Here is a 14,842-nt window from a genome sequence, read left to right on the forward strand (position 1 = left end):
GCCATTGCGCGAGCAGGGCGATGAGAGAAAGGAGACGCGCGACGTGCCTGCGAGCGATCCTGAGTCCGGTGCCTGAACCCTCGCCTGGTCAGTAGGTGGCGGTGATCGCCTGAGCCAGCTGCCGATCTGTCATCAAAGGTGGCCGGGCGGTCGCACGATAATGCCGAGACGCCTGCTCGAACTGTGCGCCGCGTATCTGGCCATCCGAGCCAACGAAGGCCAGCGCGTCGCTTCTGGCCGACTTGAACAGATCGGGCGCATTGAAGGTCAGCGCGGTGGTGCCCGCCACCAGGATGCTCGGCACGAACGTGGTGTACATCAGCGCCTTGTCGAACGGATTGGCGTTTTCGGCAGCCGCAGCGTGGCTGCTGGCCAGGACAAGCAGGGCGGCGCCCAGGGCGTTCCATACGGTCATTTGCGGTTCCATGGCATCGGGTTGCTTAGCGTGATCTCAGGCTTCGATGCAGGCTCAGCACGCCCTTGTCGTCGAACAGAAAGATGATCTGGTTGCCCACGTTGTCCTGGCAGATGACGCCTTCATTCTGGCTGTCGACGATGCCCTGGCATGCCATGTTCGACACGTAGGGGCGCAGTTGGCACTTGAGCGTCTTGCCATCTTCGATCACCAGTTGGTGGTTGGGCGAGATGCTCTGCGGGTCTGGGGCCGGGCAAGTGCCCTGGCCCCAGTCGATGCCTTGATGATTGGGCTGATGATTGGGCTGGGTGGTGCAGCCGGCCAGCAGCACCAGGGGCAACAGGTACTTGCACTTCATGGTCACGGGTCCTGGTAGTTGCATCATTGTTGCGTTAGCGCTGCAGACTACAGGGTGAGGGTTTTCATTACCCTGCACTGAGTCTCGTTTTGAAAGATTCGCCCGGGCGATGCCAGTGCTGCGCCGGGCGGTTCCGCCATCGATGGGGAGTTCGCTAGCGCGCGGGCTCACCGTCGGCCAGCCCTCTGGCCAGGTCCACGGCTGCGGTAATGGCGGCCCTGGCCTGGGGGCTGTTCTTCCAGCAGGTCGAGCCCAATGCGGCAGATGCCTGGGCAAGGATGTCAGTGACATCCGATCTGCCCAGCTCGGCCAGGGAATCGATGCCCATCTGCTCGAGCCGGGTGATAACGGTGGGGCCTACGCCCTTGAGCGCCAGCAGGGCAGTACGTTCTGTCGGGGAAAATGCCATCGATGAAATCCTTTTCTGTTCTGTAGAAGCCTGGCGACAAGCCCACTCAACGCATGAACTTCACGAACACCAGTTCCGGGTCGCCCGGGTCGAGGTTTTCGATTGTCCCGCTGTGTTGATAGCCCAGCTGTGCCAGGAGTTGGCGCATCGGCAGGTTGGAGGTGTTGGTGGATGTGAACACCTTCTGCGCCGAGGCGACTCGCTCCAGGTGTGTCATCAGCTGGCGGCCGACACCGGTGCGCCTGGATGCATCTGAAACGACCACCAGGGGAATGAAGTACTCACCGAAAAAGCTTCGGTCCAGGCAACCATAACCCAAGGGGGTGGCGGCGTCGTTCGCTTCGCATGCAATCCAGCACTCACGTGCGCGGATGGCCTGCGCAAGCTGCTCGCGGCGGCGTTCATCGTTGCGTGCAACAGCGTCAATGCCTGTCAGGTGGTGGATGTCCTCTGCCAGGGCCTGCCTGATAGATAGGCTCATGGTCTCGCCTTGTCGGTTTGATGCCGCGAAGTGTACTTCAGGGACACTGAATCCATAAAAGTCGCGATATACGCAACTTGGCGCTACAGTGCCGAATAGTCCCGTCATGGTCTGAACAAGGAAGTTTGCGATGATAGCGAAGTTGATGGTCACCGTTGGTATCGTGTTTTACGCCGTCGTGGTACCGATCCTCGAAATCAATGATACCCACGTCTTCAATCAGGCCTGGGAGCCACACGCGCGCCTGCATGAAACCTGGCAACTCTTCACCAATACCGCCATTGGTGCGTACAGCGTCTGGCTGGTGTGGGGGCGCGACAACCTGAGGCTGGCGAGCCTGCTGACCCTGTTCGTTACAGGCGGGTTCCTGATGGCGTACTGGCTGCGCGATGGCTACGGCGGCTCGATGGTACTCACAGACGGTTCGGAGAAGATGATCCTGGGCGTCAACCTTGGTCTTTTTGCCTACGCGCTGGCCATTTTGCTGGCGGGGCTTGCGGTCGCCCTCGAGCGGCGCGGGCCCGATAGGTCGCTGGGGGCTGACCAGCGCTAAGCCGTTGACCAAGGGGGGGATGAAGGGGCGCGTCACCCCGCCTGCCGTTCCCGCCGCAGTGTATGCCACAACAGGGCGGCCGACAGCAGGCCGGGCATCATGAAGATATACACGAGCTGCGGGAACTTGTGAGTGAAGCCGGCCAGCACGCCGCCCCATATCAGTGTGACTGCCACCCCGCAGATCAGCAGGCGGCGGTTGGGTACCACGGGTATTTCAGCCATCGCCAGCAGGTAGATCTTCCAGCACGACCAGAGGCCGAACAACGAAATCGACATCAGGCCCATGGCTATGGGTATCGCGAACAGCGGTTGCTCACTGATGACCAACATCGGGAAGAAAAAACCGATGCACCCGGCAATGAACAGCAGCGTCAGGGGCATCAGGCCCAGTACGGCAGCCAGGGTGAGGCCCATTCGAAAGGTGGTGAGTTTGTCCATACAGCTACCTGCGACAACGAAGAGAAAACACTGCAGCCCACGCACTGTGCCATGGCCATGGGCATTTTCAAGGGCGCGAAAAACGCGATGTAGACGCTCTGCGGCAGTGCGCAAGGGGCCAATTCATGCATGATGGCTGATTGATGTCAATGTTGCCTCCCTGCTGCGCCTTTAAAATCGAGGCACATATCGATAGGCGTTGCGTGCCGGGGAGTTGTGGCAATGTTTGGTAGAAAGTGGCGAGAACAGGTCAACGCACAGGCGCGTGAGTTGCAGGAGCTGAAGCAGCAGAATCTGGCGCTCCAGCAGGAAAACCAGCAACTGACCGATTTGCTGGCGCAAACCCAGGGTGAGCAGGCCGAGCTCAATGCCTACAGCCGTTACCAATGTGATCTGCACAGCAAGATGGGTATGTTCGACGAGTCGATGAAGCAGACCCGTGATGGGGTGGTCAGCCAGGCCGAAACCCTGCGCGGGGAGGTCGACCACCTCAAGGCCAACAGCGGCGTGTTCAGCGAGACGTCCGAACTGCTTTCGTCGTTCTCCACCTCGCTCACGCACATGGCCGGTCAAGGCGTGAGCAGTGTCGAGAGCGTGACCCACCTGCAGGCGCGGGTCAGCGAAATCAGCAGCATCGTGGGCTTGATCAAGGCCATTTCAGACCAGACCAACCTGCTGGCACTCAACGCCGCCATCGAGGCGGCGCGGGCCGGTGAGCAGGGGCGCGGGTTTGCGGTGGTGGCCGACGAGGTACGGGCCCTGGCCCAGCGCACCCACCAGGCCACCCAGGACATCAGCGTGCTGGTGGACGCCATCAATGTCGATACCACGGCGGCGAGCAACTCGATCGGCAACCTCTCCAATGAAGCCACGCGCCTGGCTGGCGACGTGTCGACCTCGGCGCAGACCCTGGACGAAATGGTGGTGATGGGGGACCACATGACCACCCTGATCGAGAACATGGCCCTCAGTTCGTTCTGCGAGGCGGTCAAGCTCGACCACCTGTTGTTCAAGCTGATGGTGTACCTGCGCCTGTTCAATCAGGACCCGAACCTTGAGCTGTCGGACCACAAGCATTGCCGCCTGGGCAAGTGGTACCTGATGCCGGAAACCCAGCAGATCTACCAGCACGACCGGGCATTCGCCCAGCTCGACGACCCCCACCGTATCTGCCACGAATCGGCCAGCCATGCGCTGCACCAGGCGCAGCACAAGGACTGGAGCGCGGTGGTGGCCTCGCTGGACAGCATGGAGACCGCCAGCCTCAAGGTGAACCAGGTGCTGCAGGCGCTCGCCCATCGCGGCGACTGATCGACAGTTGCAGGCACAGGCGCGAGGGAGCAAGAGTGGTAGGATCCGTGCGATCGGATCGGGTAAAGGGAGTGTCGCATGGTTGGGGAGCTGGATGAGCGCGACGTCGCGCGTCGTTTCTGCGTTGTCTGCGCAGTCATCATTGCGGCGGTTGGTCTCTGTGCTTCCCTGTACTGCCTGTTGAGCCCGGCCAGCATGTTCCCCTCGCTGGGCCCGGTGCTGGCGATCTTCACGCTGGCACTGACCAATCTGCTGTGCCTGCCACTGGTGTTTGCCTATTGGCTGTTGGCGTTCCGGCCCCATGGCGCTCGCGTGCTGCTTGTGGTGCAAGGCATTGCAATGGCGCTGTTTGCGCTGTGGTACGGCCTTTTGCTGCTTTGACGTTGGTTGGCTGCGTCGGCACGTGCTGGCAAGGTTTTATCGCGGGTTTTCCACCATCTCCGGGTGGCTGTCGAGGTTGCTGAACCTCGCCGAGTAGCGTCGGTAGTCTTCAGCATCGCGCTGCAGCGTAATGGCTACGTGCTTGCCGTCCCAGATCAGAATGTCGTTGTTGAACAGAAGCCCTGAGCGCATCTCCAGGTTCTGGTTCTCGCGCCGATTCGGTTGGCCGTATTTGGACACGAGCAACTGTTGCACCTCGTTGAAGCCTTCCGCGCTGCCCGATATAGACAGGTACTCCAACTGCCCTGCGTTGAGCTTCATGCCCAGCTGGTAGTCCGCGCCAAGTCCGATGTAGGGAGCGCCCCTGACCTGGTAGTAATCACTCATCGACGTCTGCTCCAGGCACATCACCTCGGGAGGGATATGCGTAGCGTCGGCGGAACAGGGTGCGAATTCGGCAAGGTTGTTGCCATTGAGCTTGATGCCAGCAAAGTTGTCGGGTTCGAACTTCCAGATTTTGGCGTTTCCCGGCCAGTAGTCGGCCCAAGTGGCAGGTGCCAGGAGCAGCCCCAAGGTGATGGTCAGCAGATGAGCGTTCAAGTCGAAACCTTTTGATCAGACGGTGCCGCGTGATGCACGCGAAAAAGCCACGCCTATTTGGCGGCGTATGCACTCAGTCAAACAGAAAGCCGATTCGCTTTATGTAGGATTTTTCTCAAAAGTGTTTCTGATTCAAAAGAAAATCGTGATTTGCACAAGGCTTGAACGCAAACGTCCGGCCATGTGCCGGACGTTTGCGTAGTGGCAGGCGACTTAACGGTGGCGGTGCTTGCGCTTGTGCTTGCTGGCGCTGTGCCTGTTGTCATCTGCCAGATGATTGCCCACCGCGCCCCCGGCCGCGCCGCCCAGGCCGGCGCCGACGGTCGAACCGGTGGAGCCGCCCAGCGCATTGCCGATCAGCGAGCCGCCAGCCGACCCCAGGCCACCGCTCACGGCGGCCTGGGTGCGGTTGCCCTTGCGCGCACCGGCCGCGCTACCTGCAGCGCCACCCAGCCCGGCACCGATGGCGGCGCCGGTGCTGCCGCCGATCTGCTGGCCAACCACATTGCCCAGTGCGCCGCCCAGCCCGCCACCGATGGCGGTGGTGCCGTCGCCGGCAACGGCAGTCAGGGGCAGCAGGATACCCAGGGCGAGGGTAGGCAGGGTGAAACGCATGATGTGAACCTCAGGTACTTGATCTGCAAGATGATTTTTTGGTGCTGTTCAGACCGCGCGCTGAAGGTTTAGTTTCCCGTCGCGCCATTTAAAAACGTGGTGCGCCCTTGCGAGGCTTCGCAGGCCTCGGCGAAGATGGCCGATTGGCTTTTGCACAGTGAGGTTGATATGGCGCAGTACAAGACCGTTGGCGAGCTGGTGGCAGCCTTGTCGCGGCTTCCGCAGGATGCACGGGTGGTGGTTCAGGGTGGCCTGGGCCTGAAGGACATCAGCCTGTTCGGGGCAGGGCAGGTCCAGATCGAGTTCAAGGAGCAGATCATCGACTCCTCGCCGTCGTGGGTAGTGTTCGTCAAGCAGTGACTTCTGCAGGCTGTGCTAGCGTGTACAGATACGGCAATTAACTTGTACAGAAAATTTTCCATGTGCAAGTATCGCCGCAACCCCCGCCCAAGGGGCTGCCAGGGAGTACCGCATGCGACCACCACCCATCGCGCTGTGCAGGCTGCTGTTGCTGATCGGTGTGCTGGCCTGCGGTTACGCCCAGGCGGGGTGGCGGGCCGACCTGCCGGATGCGCTTCTGGTAGGCAGTGCTGAATTCAGGACCTGGGGCCTGGATATCTATACGGCGCGATTGTGGGCCCCCGGTGCACGCTTGAACGAGGGCGATGGCTTCGCCCTCGAGATCACCTACCGGCGCGCGGTCAGTCGCGAGCGGTTGGTCAAGGTCAGCCTCGAGGAGATCCAGCGTCTGTCTGCCACCCCGCTGACGGCAGCGCAACGGGACCAGTGGCAGGCGCAGATGCAGCAGGCGTTCGTGGATGTCGAGGCGGGTATGCGCATCGCGGGCGTGTACGTTCCCGGGCTGGGCTGTCGCTTCTATGTGGGGGAGCGCCTGCAGCACGAAGTGCGTGACCAGGCATTCGCCCGTGCGTTCTTTGCCATCTGGCTGGACCCTCGCAGCCGCTACCCCGACTTGCGTCGGCAACTCCTTGGAGCTTCCCCATGAAAGCCTGGTACCTGTTGGTGTTCCTGCTGCTGGCCGGCTGCGGCAATGTCGATGTCGAGGCTTACCGCAACCAGTCACCGGCGTTCGACCTGCGTCAGTACTTCAACGGCCGCGTCGACGGCTGGGGCATCGTGCAGAAGCGTTCCGGCGAGGTCATCAAGCGTTTTCACGTGCTGATCGAAGGGCGCAGCGAAGGCGATAACGTGGTGCTGAACGAGCACTTCACCTACAGCGACGGCACCCGGCAGCAACGCACCTGGACCATTCGCCCGGACGGCCCGGGACGTTGGCGCGGCACGGCCGGGGATGTGGTGGAAGAGGCGCGCGGGCAGAACGCCGGTTTCGCCTTGCGCTGGCAGTACGTGCTCGACGTACCGGTGGACGGCAAGACCTGGGCCATCCGCTTCGACGACTGGATGTACCTGCTGGACGATAACACCCTGGCCAACCGCTCCTACATGACCAAGTTCGGCATCGAAGTCGGGCAGGTCACCTTGTTCTTTCGCAAGCAGGTGCAGTAGGCCGGCCGAGACGGTGCAGTACCGGCAGCAGCAAGGCCCACACGGCGGCAAGCACCAGCAGGCTCGGCCAGGTGCCCAATGGCAGCCTGGCACCGGCAAGCTGCACACCGCCCCAGTAGGACAACGGGCCGCCCACCGCGCCCAGCAGGCTGGCCCGCCACCAGGGGTTGGCGGTCCAGTGCAGGCTGTGGCGCAAGGTGCAGGCGAACACCGGCCACAGCAACAGCAGCCAGAACGGCGGCAGCCAGCGATGACCGCCAAACTCGAACACCCCGAGCGCCAGCAGCAGGCTGTCGGTCAGCCAGCCGCACAGGCTGACGGCGACGATCAGGCGTACCTCGCCGGGCCTGGCCAGGCAGCTCAGGTGCGTCACCAGGCAGGCCACTGCCACTGCCAGCAAGGCGGGGTGGCGAGCACCCAGCACGCAGGCGAACCAGCCAAGCTGAAACAGCAGCGCATTGCCCAGCACCGGTGCCCAATGCGCTGTCCGCCGGTTCAGCCTGGTTGCCCCAGCAGCGGTGCGGGCCGTGCGCCGGCCTTGGCCAGCAACAGCTGGGCGGTGCCGATGGCACGCTCCAGAAAGCCCCCCTCGCAGTAGCACAGGTAGAACTCCCACAAGCGGTAGAACGTGTCGTCATAACCCAACGCCTGCAACGGCTGGCGCGCCTGCTGCAGGTTCTGGTGCCAGCAGCGCAGGGTGCGCGCATAGTGCAGGCCGAATTCTTCCATGTGGTGCAGGTTCAGATCGGTGTCGCGGCCCATCACCTGCAGCATCACCCCTACCGAAGGCAGGGCGCCGCCCGGAAAGATGTAGCGCTGGATGAAGTCGACCGAGCGGCACGCCTGTGCGTAGCGCTGTTCGCGGATGGTGATGCTCTGCAGCAGCATCAGGCCATCGGGCTTGAGCAGCCGCGCGCATTGCCTGAAGTAGCTGCTGAGGTAGCGATGGCCGACAGCTTCGATCATCTCGATGGAAACCAGCTTGTCGTACTGGCCCTGCAGGTCGCGGTAATCCTCCAGCAGCAGGGTGATGCGGTCCTGCAGGCCGGCTTCGTCGATGCGTCGACGGGCATAGGCGAACTGTTCGGCCGACACCGTGGTGGTGGTTACCCGGCAGCCGTGGTGGCGTGCCGCGTAAATGGCCAGGCCGCCCCAGCCGGTGCCGATCTCCAGCAGGTGATCGTCGCGGTTGAGGGCGAGCTTCTGGCAGATGCGCTGCAACTTGTAGTGCTGGGCCTGTTCCAGGGTATCGTCGGCGCTCTGAAACATGGCCGCCGAGTACATCATGCTCGGGTCCAGCAGGCGCTCGAACAGTTCGTTGCCCAGGTCGTAATGGGCGGCGATGTTGCGTCTGGCGCCGCGCCGGGTATTGCGGTTGAGCCAGTGCAGGCCATGCAGCAGCGGGCGCCCCAGGCGTGCCAGCCCGCCTTCCAGGCCGTCGAGTACCTCCAGGTTCGCCACCAGCACGCGGACCACGGCGGTGAGGTCCGGGCTGGTCCAGTAGCCGTGGACGTAGGCTTCGCCTGCGCCAATCGAGCCGTTGCTGGCCACCAGGCCCCATAGCGCGTCGTCCACTACCTGGACATGCCCTTGCAGGCTCGCGCCGGCGTTGCCGAAGTGGTGCACCACATTGGCTTCGATGACCACCAGTGCGCCGTGGCGCAGGCGTTCGAGCTGGCGCAGCACAGCGCGCCGCAGCAGCATCACGCCGATGCCGTTGCCGGCGGACGCGAAGCGTTTTGCCGGGATTGCCTCAGGGCTCTTCATGGGGGGTGTCCTTTGCGCTGTCGGGTGCATTGATCGGTTTGGCTCGCCGCCAGGTGCCCCGGGCGGCGAAGTGGTCGAACAGGCGATGACGCTTGAGCAGCAGGCGCAACGCCTGCCAATGGATGGCCAGCAGGGTCTTGGCGGTCATCCACGGGAAGCTCAGCAGGTGCCGGTGCAGGCTGCGTCGGTTCAGGTCGATGCGCGCCAGGTTCAGCACGGCGCTGAACACCCGGGTGTGTGCCTGCCAGTCCTCCATGCGCACACGGATACGCGCTGCAGGTGTGCAGAAGTGCATGCGGTATTCCAGGTCGGCGGGCAGGAACGGCGACACATGAAACGCCTTGGCCACGCTGAAGTTCCACGGCCCCGGGCCGTCGGCGGGCAACACGTAGTGAAAGCGTTCGCGCCAGGGCGTGTTGGTGACCTCGCAGAGAATCGCAGCCAGACGCCCGTCACCTTCAAAGCAGTAGAAAAAGCTCACCGGGTTGAAGGCCAGGCCCCAGCTGCGGGGTTGGGTCAGTACGCACACCGGCCCTTGGGGGCGGTGGTGCAGCACCTGTTCGAGCAGGTCCAGCACGGCGCTCTTGAGGGGCGTGCCCTGGTGAGTGGCGGCTGGCAGATAGTCCCGCTCGTCGAAGGCAAAGGCGCTCCACCGGCCCCCGCCGGCCAGCCTCGACAGCGCTGGCAGCTGCGCCTGCTCGTCCAGGTCCAGGTACAGCAGGCCGATGCGGTAGGCAAAGCCGAAATCCCCCCTGGCGGGGCGGCGGTGGCTGACCCAGCCCTGGTAGAGCGCGCTGTTCACAACTGCTCACCAAATTCGGCGGCCACGCGCAGCGCGCTGACCACGCCGTCTTCATGAAAGCCGTTGCCCCAGTACGCGCCGCAGTAGTAGCTGTGTCGGGCACCGCACAGTTCGGCGTGACGGGCCTGGGCCCGTACCCCGGCAAGGCTGAACTGCGGGTGGGCATAGGTGTAGCGGCCAAGGACCTTGCCGGGGTCGATGGCGCCGGTCTGGTTGAGGCTCACGCAGAAGGTCTGCGGGGCATCGATGCCCTGCAGAATGTTCATGTTGTAGGTGACGGCGGCCGGCTGGGACTGCGAGCCGCCCAGGCGGTAGTTCCAGCTGGCCCAGGCCAAGGGGCGACGCGGCAGTAGGCGGGTGTCGGTGTGCAGGACCACGTCGTTGTCGGCATAGCGCAGCGCGCCAAGAATCTCGCGCTCGGCCTGGCTGGGATCATGCAGCATCAGCAGCGCCTGGTCGCTGTGGCAGGCGAACACCACCTTGTCGTAACGCTCCATGCCTGCTCGGCTGAACAGGCTGACACCGTCGGCATCGCGGGTCACGCCCAGTACAGGGCAGTTGAGGCGAATGCGTTCGGCAAACGGTGCGCACAGCGGGGCCAGGTAACTGCGCGAGCCACCTTCCACTACCCGCCATTGCGGGCGATCGTTGACCGACAGCAGCCCGTGGTGCTTGAAGAAGCGCACGAAAAACTGCAGCGGGAAGCCCAGCATCTGCGCCAGCGGCATCGACCAGATGGCGGCTCCCATCGGCACGATATAGTGGTCGATGAAACGCTCGCCGTAGCCGTTCATGTACAGGTAGTCGCCCAGCGAAAGGGTGTCGTTGACTCGCTGCTGCTCCAGGTCGTTCAGGGCCTGGCGATTGAAGCGCAGGATGTCGTAGAGCATGCCCCAGAAGGGCGGCGACAACAGGTTGCGGCGCTGCGCGAAGAGGCTGTTGAGGGTGTTGCCGTTGTACTCGTGGGCGGTCTGCGGGTCGTGGACCGAAAAGCTCATTTCGGTAGGGCGCGAGGTGATGCCCAGCTGATCGAGCAGGCGGATGAAGTTGGGGTAGGTCCAGTCGTTGAATACGATGAACCCGGTATCCACCGCGTAGTGTCGCTCGCCAAGCTGCACGTCGACGGTATGGGTGTGCCCGCCAATCCGGTCACTGGACTCGTACAGCGTGATGGCGTGCTGGCGCTGCAGCAGGTGGGCGCAGGTAAGCCCGGCGATACCGCTGCCGATGATGGCTATCTTCATGGGTGGGGTTCCTGGCGCAGTGGCCGTGACAGGTGCTTGCCCAGTGCCAGTTGCAGGCTCACCGGCAGCAGCGCGACCAGGCGCAGGCCGGCGATGAACAGGAGCGGAAAGGCAATGGTGTACGGGCGCTTGTGCAGGCGCCGGGCAATATGGCGTGCGGCCTTTTCGGCGGGCCAGCACAGCGGCATGGGGAAGTCGTTGCGCCGGGTCAGCGGGGTGTCGACGAAGCCCGGGCTGACCAGCGTCACGGCAATGCCTTCGCGGGCCAGGTCGATGCGCAGCGATTCGAACAGGTAGCGCACCGCGGCCTTGGAGGCGCCATAGGCACCGGCGCGTGGCAGCGCCAGAAAGGTCACGGCGCTGGCCACGGCCACCAGGTGCGGCTGTCGGCCCTGGCGCAGCAGGGGCAGGGCAGCCTCCACGCAGTGGCTGGCACTGAACAGGTTGGAAGCCACCACGCGCTCGACCATGGCGGCTTCGAAGGCTTCGCTGTCCAGGTACTCACAGGTGCCAGCGTTGAGTATCACCTGGTCCAGGCCACCCCAGGCCTGGGCGATCTGCTGGGCGATCGCGCGCACCTGGTCACCCTCGCGAAGGTCGCCCGGTACCACCAGTACCTGGTCGGGGTAGCGCTGCGCCAATGCCTGCAAGGGCTGGACATTGCGCGCGCTGACCGCCAGGCGATGCCCCTGGGCCAGCAGCAGGGGGGCCAGTGCCGCACCAATGCCGCTGCTGGCGCCGGTCAGCCAGATGCGTCTCATGCCAGCCTCCGCTTGAGCCAACCGATCACGCTGCCCATCACCGGCAGGTGCTCGTACAGCAGCGCCCCGGCGTCGAAGTAGTCATGGTGCAGGTAGACCTTGTCGCGCCACATCAGGTGCGAGCAACCCTGTACCTGAACCGGGCGCCCACCGTTCAGGCGCGCATGCCGGTAGTGCAGGGTCCAGCGCAGGTAGCCCTTCCCGTCGTTGACCTGGTCATAACCGTGGAACTCGAAGCGCACCTGATCGACGTTGGCGTACAGCTGAGCGAAATAATCCTGCAGCGCGGCCATGCCGTGGATCTGATGCAGCGGGTCGCGGAACTGGACATCGTCGCTGTACAACTCGCGCAGCACACCCAGGTTGTGCGCGTCGATCGCGCAGAATCGCTCTGCAAAGCGTTTGAGATACTCGGACATTGCCTGCACCCATGACCATTGTGGTCATTTAGTTGTACATGTGTTGTTATTTGTACAAGATATTTGCAGGTTAGAGGGAAATTTGTACAAGTCAATTCATCCCTGCAGATTTTGCTGCAGGGAGATGGACGCAGGGGCAGGGGCAGGTGCAAGGCGAGGGATAACGCAGGACGCAGAAAGCAGAAAAGCGCCCCAAGGGGCGCTTTTCAGAAGATGGTGCGAGTGGCGGGACTCGAACCCGCAAGGCTCACGCCGGCAGATTTTAAGTCTGCTGTGTATACCAATTCCACCACACTCGCACGGATCATCCGGCTGCAAGGTCAGGCACAGGGTGTGTGCGACACTTTACCTTCCGGATCAAGGCGGCTTTATAACTCATCGTTATATTCGAGTCAACTCGCGCACCCGCTACTTTGCCATGTAACGCCGCAGCCAGCGACGCGGAATCAGCAGTGACACGATGGCCAGCGCCAGGGCGAAGCCACCGCAGGCCATCAGCGCCGCCAGGCCGTAGCGGTGCTCCAGCAGCCCGCCCAGCACTGCGCCGCCGAACATGCCGGACCACGGCACCAGTTGCACGCGCCAGCCCGGACGCCGCTCCCCCATCAGCCAGCGGCCCAGGCCGCGGCCAAAGCGCGACAGGGCGCCGGTTACATAGGTCAGCCCGATGGGCAGCCCGTTCACCTCTTCGACCGCCGCATTGAGCATGCCCATGGCGATGATCGCGCCCAGCAGCGCCGGCAACTGCGCCTGCGCGCCCCACAGGCCTGCCCCCAGCAGCAGTGCCGCCGACAGGGCGAGCAGCGGCCATGCTCGCTTGGCGCTCAGGCGGGCGATGATCACCCCCAGCGCGTTGCCGGCAATGAAGGCGCCGATCAGCAGGGCCAGGCGGGCCACCAGTGCCCAGTGCGCATCGCCCAGGGCGACGGCCATGCGCGTGGTGTTGCCACTCATGAATGAAACGAAATCGCCGGTGGCGAGAAAGCCGATGGCGTCGGTCATGCCCGCCAGCACCGACAGGGCGGCGACGAAAAACAACCCGACGCGGCCCCGGCGCTTGTAGACGAGGGTAGTCAGCGGCCCGCGTTGGCCCTGTGGGCGCTCTGGCAGCATGGGCGTCTCCGGGGCTAGGGTTCGATGCGGTCGGCCACGCTGCGCAACTGGTCGATCGATGCCTGCAGCCCATTGATGCTGCGCTGCACTTCCAGGGCATCCTGCGGGTGGGCCGAGTGCTGCAGGTAGCGCGCATGCCCGGCCATTTCGCGCGCGATCTGCTCCAGATCGGCGGCGGTGTGCTCCAGGTCATCGTGAATGCCTTTCATCCTTGCATCTGTGGTCAACGTCCTTCCCCCGGTTGCGCTTGCACCTGTGGACTATAACAAGTTGCCCCCCGGCCCGGAACGATTTCCCCGGGCACTGCCCGGATAGGTGAGCACCCGTTGACACCGGGCAATCACTGCGCCACTGTTCCGCCAGTGATTTATCGTTCACGTCCTGCAGGTCGATACGACTGTTTCGAAATTACGGAATTGCAGAGGCACCCGGTTGTCTACCTTCTCATTGTCCTCACTGCGGTGCCTGCGGGTTTGCCATGGATTCTTCCCAGCGCTCTGACCTTCAAACCATGCACGCCAGCCGCTATGAGCAGTTGGTGCAGACCGTTGCGGACTACGCCATTTATATGCTCGACCTCGAGGGCCATGTGGTGTCGTGGAACCTGGGGGCCCAGCGCATCAAGGGCTACAACGCCGACGAGGTCATCGGTCGGCACTTCTCGATGTTCTTCACGCCGCAGGATTGCGCCGAAGGCCGGCCTGGCTGGTTGCTCAATCGTGCGCTGAGCACCGGCGGGGCACAGGACGAAGGCTGGCGCATGCGCAAGGACGGTACGCAGTTCTGGGCCCTGGCGGCACTGGATGTGATTCGGGACGAGCAGGGCGAGGTGGTGGGGCTGGCGAAAATCACCCGCGACATCACCGATCGTCGGGAAGCCGCATTACAGTTGGACGCCATGCGTGCGCAGCTGTTCCAGTCGCAGAAGCTGGAAGCCCTCGGCCAGCTTACCGGGGGCATGGCCCACGATTTCAACAATCTGCTCACGATCATCATCGGCTCGGCCAAGCTGGCCATGACCTCTCGCGACCCGCAGCGTACCGAGCGCCTGTTGCAGCATATCGTCGATGCCGGCGAACGCGGCAGCCAGGTGACCCAGCAGTTGCTCGGGTTTGCCCGGCGCAAGGTGCAGAGCACAAGCCGGGTCGATGTGGCGCAGTTGGTCCGGGCGAGCCAGGCGTTGCTGTCCCAGGCGCTGCCCAAGGGCATCGAATTGCTGGTGGATATCCAGGGCGAGGTATCGGATATCGAGGTGGACAGCGGCCAGTTGCAGATGGTGCTGCTCAACCTGATCTTCAACGCCCGTGACGCCATGGATGCCGAGGGGCGCATCGAACTGGTTGCACGCAACCAGGTGCTGCAGGGGGAGTGGGACGGGCTGGTTGGCGATCATGTGCTCATCAGCGTGCGCGACCCCGGACGTGGTATCGATGCTGCGGTGTTGCCGCGCATCTTCGAACCGTTTTTCACCACCAAGAGTTTTGGCAAGGGAACCGGCCTGGGGTTGAGCCAGGCCTACGGTTTTGCCAAGCAGAGCAACGGTTGCATCAGGGTCGAGAGCGAAAGCGGTCGCGGCACCTGCATGACCCTGTGCCTGCCGGCATGGCAGCCACCCCAGCCCGACAACCTTCAAAGCGAGTGAACCT

22 protein-coding genes, 1 tRNA gene and 1 pseudogene are annotated in these 14,842 nt (G+C 63.4%); 8 read left to right on the forward strand and 16 right to left on the reverse strand.

The genetic code is table 11. From position 1 onward, the window contains the following. Positions 1-88: 88 nt before the first annotated feature. The 4 genes from FW760_RS01310 to FW760_RS01325 all read right to left on the reverse strand — a co-directional run bounded on the left by FW760_RS01310 (position 89) and on the right by FW760_RS01325 (position 1,663). The gene (locus FW760_RS01310) at positions 89-415 is read right to left on the reverse strand and encodes a DUF2388 domain-containing protein (protein WP_043861709.1); all 327 of its coding nucleotides are present in this window, start codon (positions 413-415) and stop codon (positions 89-91) included. Between the two features lie 25 nt (positions 416-440). After that, entirely contained in the window at positions 441-773 is a 333-nt protein-coding gene (locus tag FW760_RS01315) for a hypothetical protein (RefSeq protein WP_043861710.1), read from the reverse strand. Between the two features lie 154 nt (positions 774-927). Beyond that, a complete protein-coding gene (locus FW760_RS01320; RefSeq protein WP_054914290.1) occupies positions 928-1,182 on the reverse strand; it encodes a hypothetical protein in 255 nt (84 codons plus the stop codon). A gap of 46 nt (positions 1,183-1,228) precedes the next feature. After that, positions 1,229-1,663: a GNAT family N-acetyltransferase gene (locus FW760_RS01325; RefSeq protein WP_116053619.1), complete on the reverse strand. Its 435-nt coding sequence runs from the start codon at positions 1,661-1,663 to the stop codon at positions 1,229-1,231. Between the two features lie 130 nt (positions 1,664-1,793). On the opposite strand from FW760_RS01325, the gene FW760_RS01330 reads away from it, so the two are divergent. Next, positions 1,794-2,216 (forward strand): hypothetical protein, encoded by a 423-nt coding sequence (locus tag FW760_RS01330; protein WP_116053622.1) that lies wholly within the window; start codon positions 1,794-1,796, stop codon positions 2,214-2,216. 32 nt (positions 2,217-2,248) lie between these two features. Here FW760_RS01330 and FW760_RS01335 read toward each other — a convergent pair whose 3' ends face one another. Next, positions 2,249-2,656, reverse strand: coding sequence for a hypothetical protein (locus FW760_RS01335; RefSeq protein WP_078481846.1), 408 nt, complete (start codon positions 2,654-2,656; stop codon positions 2,249-2,251). A 639-nt stretch (positions 2,657-3,295) separates the two neighbouring features. On the opposite strand from FW760_RS01335, the pseudogene FW760_RS01340 reads away from it, so the two are divergent. The 3 genes and pseudogenes from FW760_RS01340 to FW760_RS01350 form a co-directional block, all read left to right on the forward strand. Then, positions 3,296-3,571, forward strand: a pseudogene (locus tag FW760_RS01340) (methyl-accepting chemotaxis protein); the annotation flags it as partial. Between the two features lie 45 nt (positions 3,572-3,616). Continuing rightward, positions 3,617-3,967: a CZB domain-containing protein gene (locus tag FW760_RS01345; RefSeq protein WP_256213296.1), complete on the forward strand. Its 351-nt coding sequence runs from the start codon at positions 3,617-3,619 to the stop codon at positions 3,965-3,967. Between the two features lie 78 nt (positions 3,968-4,045). Then, positions 4,046-4,348: a hypothetical protein gene (locus FW760_RS01350; RefSeq protein WP_116053625.1), complete on the forward strand. Its 303-nt coding sequence runs from the start codon at positions 4,046-4,048 to the stop codon at positions 4,346-4,348. Positions 4,349-4,384: 36 nt separating this feature from the next. On the opposite strand, the gene FW760_RS01355 is transcribed toward FW760_RS01350, so the two are convergent. Next, complete coding sequence (locus FW760_RS01355) at positions 4,385-4,948, reverse strand: hypothetical protein (protein ID WP_116053627.1); 564 nt, start codon at positions 4,946-4,948, stop codon at positions 4,385-4,387. A 213-nt stretch (positions 4,949-5,161) separates the two neighbouring features. Then, the gene (locus FW760_RS01360) at positions 5,162-5,563 is read right to left on the reverse strand and encodes a glycine zipper domain-containing protein (RefSeq protein WP_116053630.1); all 402 of its coding nucleotides are present in this window, start codon (positions 5,561-5,563) and stop codon (positions 5,162-5,164) included. A gap of 168 nt (positions 5,564-5,731) precedes the next feature. On the opposite strand from FW760_RS01360, the gene FW760_RS01365 reads away from it, so the two are divergent. The 3 genes from FW760_RS01365 (at position 5,732) to FW760_RS01375 (ending at position 7,090) form a co-directional block, all read left to right on the forward strand. Next, on the forward strand, positions 5,732-5,923 hold the full coding sequence (locus FW760_RS01365) for a hypothetical protein (RefSeq protein ID WP_043861717.1): 192 nt from the start codon (positions 5,732-5,734) through the stop codon (positions 5,921-5,923). Positions 5,924-6,035: 112 nt separating this feature from the next. Then, complete coding sequence (locus FW760_RS01370) at positions 6,036-6,569, forward strand: chalcone isomerase family protein (protein ID WP_116053633.1); 534 nt, start codon at positions 6,036-6,038, stop codon at positions 6,567-6,569. Then, positions 6,566-7,090 carry a DUF3833 domain-containing protein gene (locus FW760_RS01375; protein ID WP_043861719.1) on the forward strand — a complete coding sequence of 175 codons (525 nt, stop codon included), beginning with the start codon at positions 6,566-6,568 and terminating at the stop codon, positions 7,088-7,090. The genes FW760_RS01370 and FW760_RS01375 overlap by 4 nt, the downstream gene beginning before the upstream one ends. On the opposite strand, the gene FW760_RS01380 is transcribed toward FW760_RS01375, so the two are convergent. The 9 genes from FW760_RS01380 to FW760_RS01420 all read right to left on the reverse strand — a co-directional run bounded on the left by FW760_RS01380 (position 7,059) and on the right by FW760_RS01420 (position 13,405). Further along, complete coding sequence (locus FW760_RS01380; RefSeq protein ID WP_116053636.1) at positions 7,059-7,559, reverse strand: DUF2878 domain-containing protein; 501 nt, start codon at positions 7,557-7,559, stop codon at positions 7,059-7,061. The genes FW760_RS01375 and FW760_RS01380 overlap by 32 nt on opposite strands. A 26-nt stretch (positions 7,560-7,585) precedes the next feature. Continuing rightward, positions 7,586-8,857: an SAM-dependent methyltransferase gene (locus FW760_RS01385; protein WP_116053639.1), complete on the reverse strand. Its 1,272-nt coding sequence runs from the start codon at positions 8,855-8,857 to the stop codon at positions 7,586-7,588. Further along, positions 8,844-9,659 carry a DUF1365 domain-containing protein gene (locus tag FW760_RS01390; protein WP_116053642.1) on the reverse strand — a complete coding sequence of 272 codons (816 nt, stop codon included), beginning with the start codon at positions 9,657-9,659 and terminating at the stop codon, positions 8,844-8,846. The genes FW760_RS01385 and FW760_RS01390 overlap by 14 nt, the downstream gene beginning before the upstream one ends. Further along, the gene (locus tag FW760_RS01395) at positions 9,656-10,903 is read right to left on the reverse strand and encodes an FAD-dependent oxidoreductase (RefSeq protein WP_116053645.1); all 1,248 of its coding nucleotides are present in this window, start codon (positions 10,901-10,903) and stop codon (positions 9,656-9,658) included. The genes FW760_RS01390 and FW760_RS01395 overlap by 4 nt, the downstream gene beginning before the upstream one ends. Next, positions 10,900-11,664, reverse strand: a complete 765-nt coding sequence (locus FW760_RS01400) for an SDR family NAD(P)-dependent oxidoreductase (RefSeq protein WP_043861724.1) — start codon at positions 11,662-11,664, stop codon at positions 10,900-10,902. The genes FW760_RS01395 and FW760_RS01400 overlap by 4 nt, the downstream gene beginning before the upstream one ends. Further along, positions 11,661-12,083, reverse strand: a complete 423-nt coding sequence (locus tag FW760_RS01405; protein WP_116053648.1) for a nuclear transport factor 2 family protein — start codon at positions 12,081-12,083, stop codon at positions 11,661-11,663. The genes FW760_RS01400 and FW760_RS01405 overlap by 4 nt, the downstream gene beginning before the upstream one ends. A 214-nt stretch (positions 12,084-12,297) precedes the next feature. After that, a tRNA-Leu gene (locus FW760_RS01410) sits at positions 12,298-12,382 on the reverse strand. Between the two features lie 109 nt (positions 12,383-12,491). Further along, positions 12,492-13,196 (reverse strand): YoaK family protein, encoded by a 705-nt coding sequence (locus FW760_RS01415; RefSeq protein ID WP_043861726.1) that lies wholly within the window; start codon positions 13,194-13,196, stop codon positions 12,492-12,494. A gap of 14 nt (positions 13,197-13,210) precedes the next feature. Next, positions 13,211-13,405: a hypothetical protein gene (locus FW760_RS01420; RefSeq protein WP_043861727.1), complete on the reverse strand. Its 195-nt coding sequence runs from the start codon at positions 13,403-13,405 to the stop codon at positions 13,211-13,213. A 269-nt stretch (positions 13,406-13,674) separates the two neighbouring features. Between FW760_RS01420 and FW760_RS01425 the strand changes: the two genes are divergently transcribed. Then, entirely contained in the window at positions 13,675-14,838 is a 1,164-nt protein-coding gene (locus FW760_RS01425) for a two-component system sensor histidine kinase NtrB (RefSeq protein WP_054914300.1), read from the forward strand. The last annotated feature ends 4 nt before the right edge of the window (positions 14,839-14,842 follow it).

This window comes from Pseudomonas sp. 1176_21 (assembly GCF_052850635.1).

Excerpts from the sequence above, each read along its gene's own strand:
- FW760_RS01310 (WP_043861709.1), bottom strand. The coding sequence starts at position 415 with ATGACCGTATGGAACGCCCTGGGCGCCGCCCTGCTTGTCCTGGCCAGC.
- FW760_RS01315 (WP_043861710.1), bottom strand. The coding sequence starts at position 773 with ATGAAGTGCAAGTACCTGTTGCCCCTGGTGCTGCTGGCCGGCTGCACC.
- FW760_RS01320 (WP_054914290.1), bottom strand. The coding sequence starts at position 1,182 with ATGGCATTTTCCCCGACAGAACGTACTGCCCTGCTGGCGCTCAAGGGC.
- FW760_RS01325 (WP_116053619.1), bottom strand. The coding sequence starts at position 1,663 with ATGAGCCTATCTATCAGGCAGGCCCTGGCAGAGGACATCCACCACCTG.
- FW760_RS01330 (WP_116053622.1), top strand. The coding sequence starts at position 1,794 with ATGATAGCGAAGTTGATGGTCACCGTTGGTATCGTGTTTTACGCCGTC.
- FW760_RS01335 (WP_078481846.1), bottom strand. The coding sequence starts at position 2,656 with ATGGACAAACTCACCACCTTTCGAATGGGCCTCACCCTGGCTGCCGTA.
- FW760_RS01345 (WP_256213296.1), top strand. The coding sequence starts at position 3,617 with ATGGCCCTCAGTTCGTTCTGCGAGGCGGTCAAGCTCGACCACCTGTTG.
- FW760_RS01350 (WP_116053625.1), top strand. The coding sequence starts at position 4,046 with ATGGTTGGGGAGCTGGATGAGCGCGACGTCGCGCGTCGTTTCTGCGTT.
- FW760_RS01360 (WP_116053630.1), bottom strand. The coding sequence starts at position 5,563 with ATGCGTTTCACCCTGCCTACCCTCGCCCTGGGTATCCTGCTGCCCCTG.
- FW760_RS01365 (WP_043861717.1), top strand. The coding sequence starts at position 5,732 with ATGGCGCAGTACAAGACCGTTGGCGAGCTGGTGGCAGCCTTGTCGCGG.
- FW760_RS01370 (WP_116053633.1), top strand. The coding sequence starts at position 6,036 with ATGCGACCACCACCCATCGCGCTGTGCAGGCTGCTGTTGCTGATCGGT.
- FW760_RS01375 (WP_043861719.1), top strand. The coding sequence starts at position 6,566 with ATGAAAGCCTGGTACCTGTTGGTGTTCCTGCTGCTGGCCGGCTGCGGC.
- FW760_RS01385 (WP_116053639.1), bottom strand. The coding sequence starts at position 8,857 with ATGAAGAGCCCTGAGGCAATCCCGGCAAAACGCTTCGCGTCCGCCGGC.
- FW760_RS01395 (WP_116053645.1), bottom strand. The coding sequence starts at position 10,903 with ATGAAGATAGCCATCATCGGCAGCGGTATCGCCGGGCTTACCTGCGCC.
- FW760_RS01400 (WP_043861724.1), bottom strand. The coding sequence starts at position 11,664 with ATGAGACGCATCTGGCTGACCGGCGCCAGCAGCGGCATTGGTGCGGCA.
- FW760_RS01405 (WP_116053648.1), bottom strand. The coding sequence starts at position 12,083 with ATGTCCGAGTATCTCAAACGCTTTGCAGAGCGATTCTGCGCGATCGAC.
- FW760_RS01415 (WP_043861726.1), bottom strand. The coding sequence starts at position 13,196 with ATGCTGCCAGAGCGCCCACAGGGCCAACGCGGGCCGCTGACTACCCTC.
- FW760_RS01420 (WP_043861727.1), bottom strand. The coding sequence starts at position 13,405 with ATGAAAGGCATTCACGATGACCTGGAGCACACCGCCGCCGATCTGGAG.
- FW760_RS01425 (WP_054914300.1), top strand. The coding sequence starts at position 13,675 with ATGGATTCTTCCCAGCGCTCTGACCTTCAAACCATGCACGCCAGCCGC.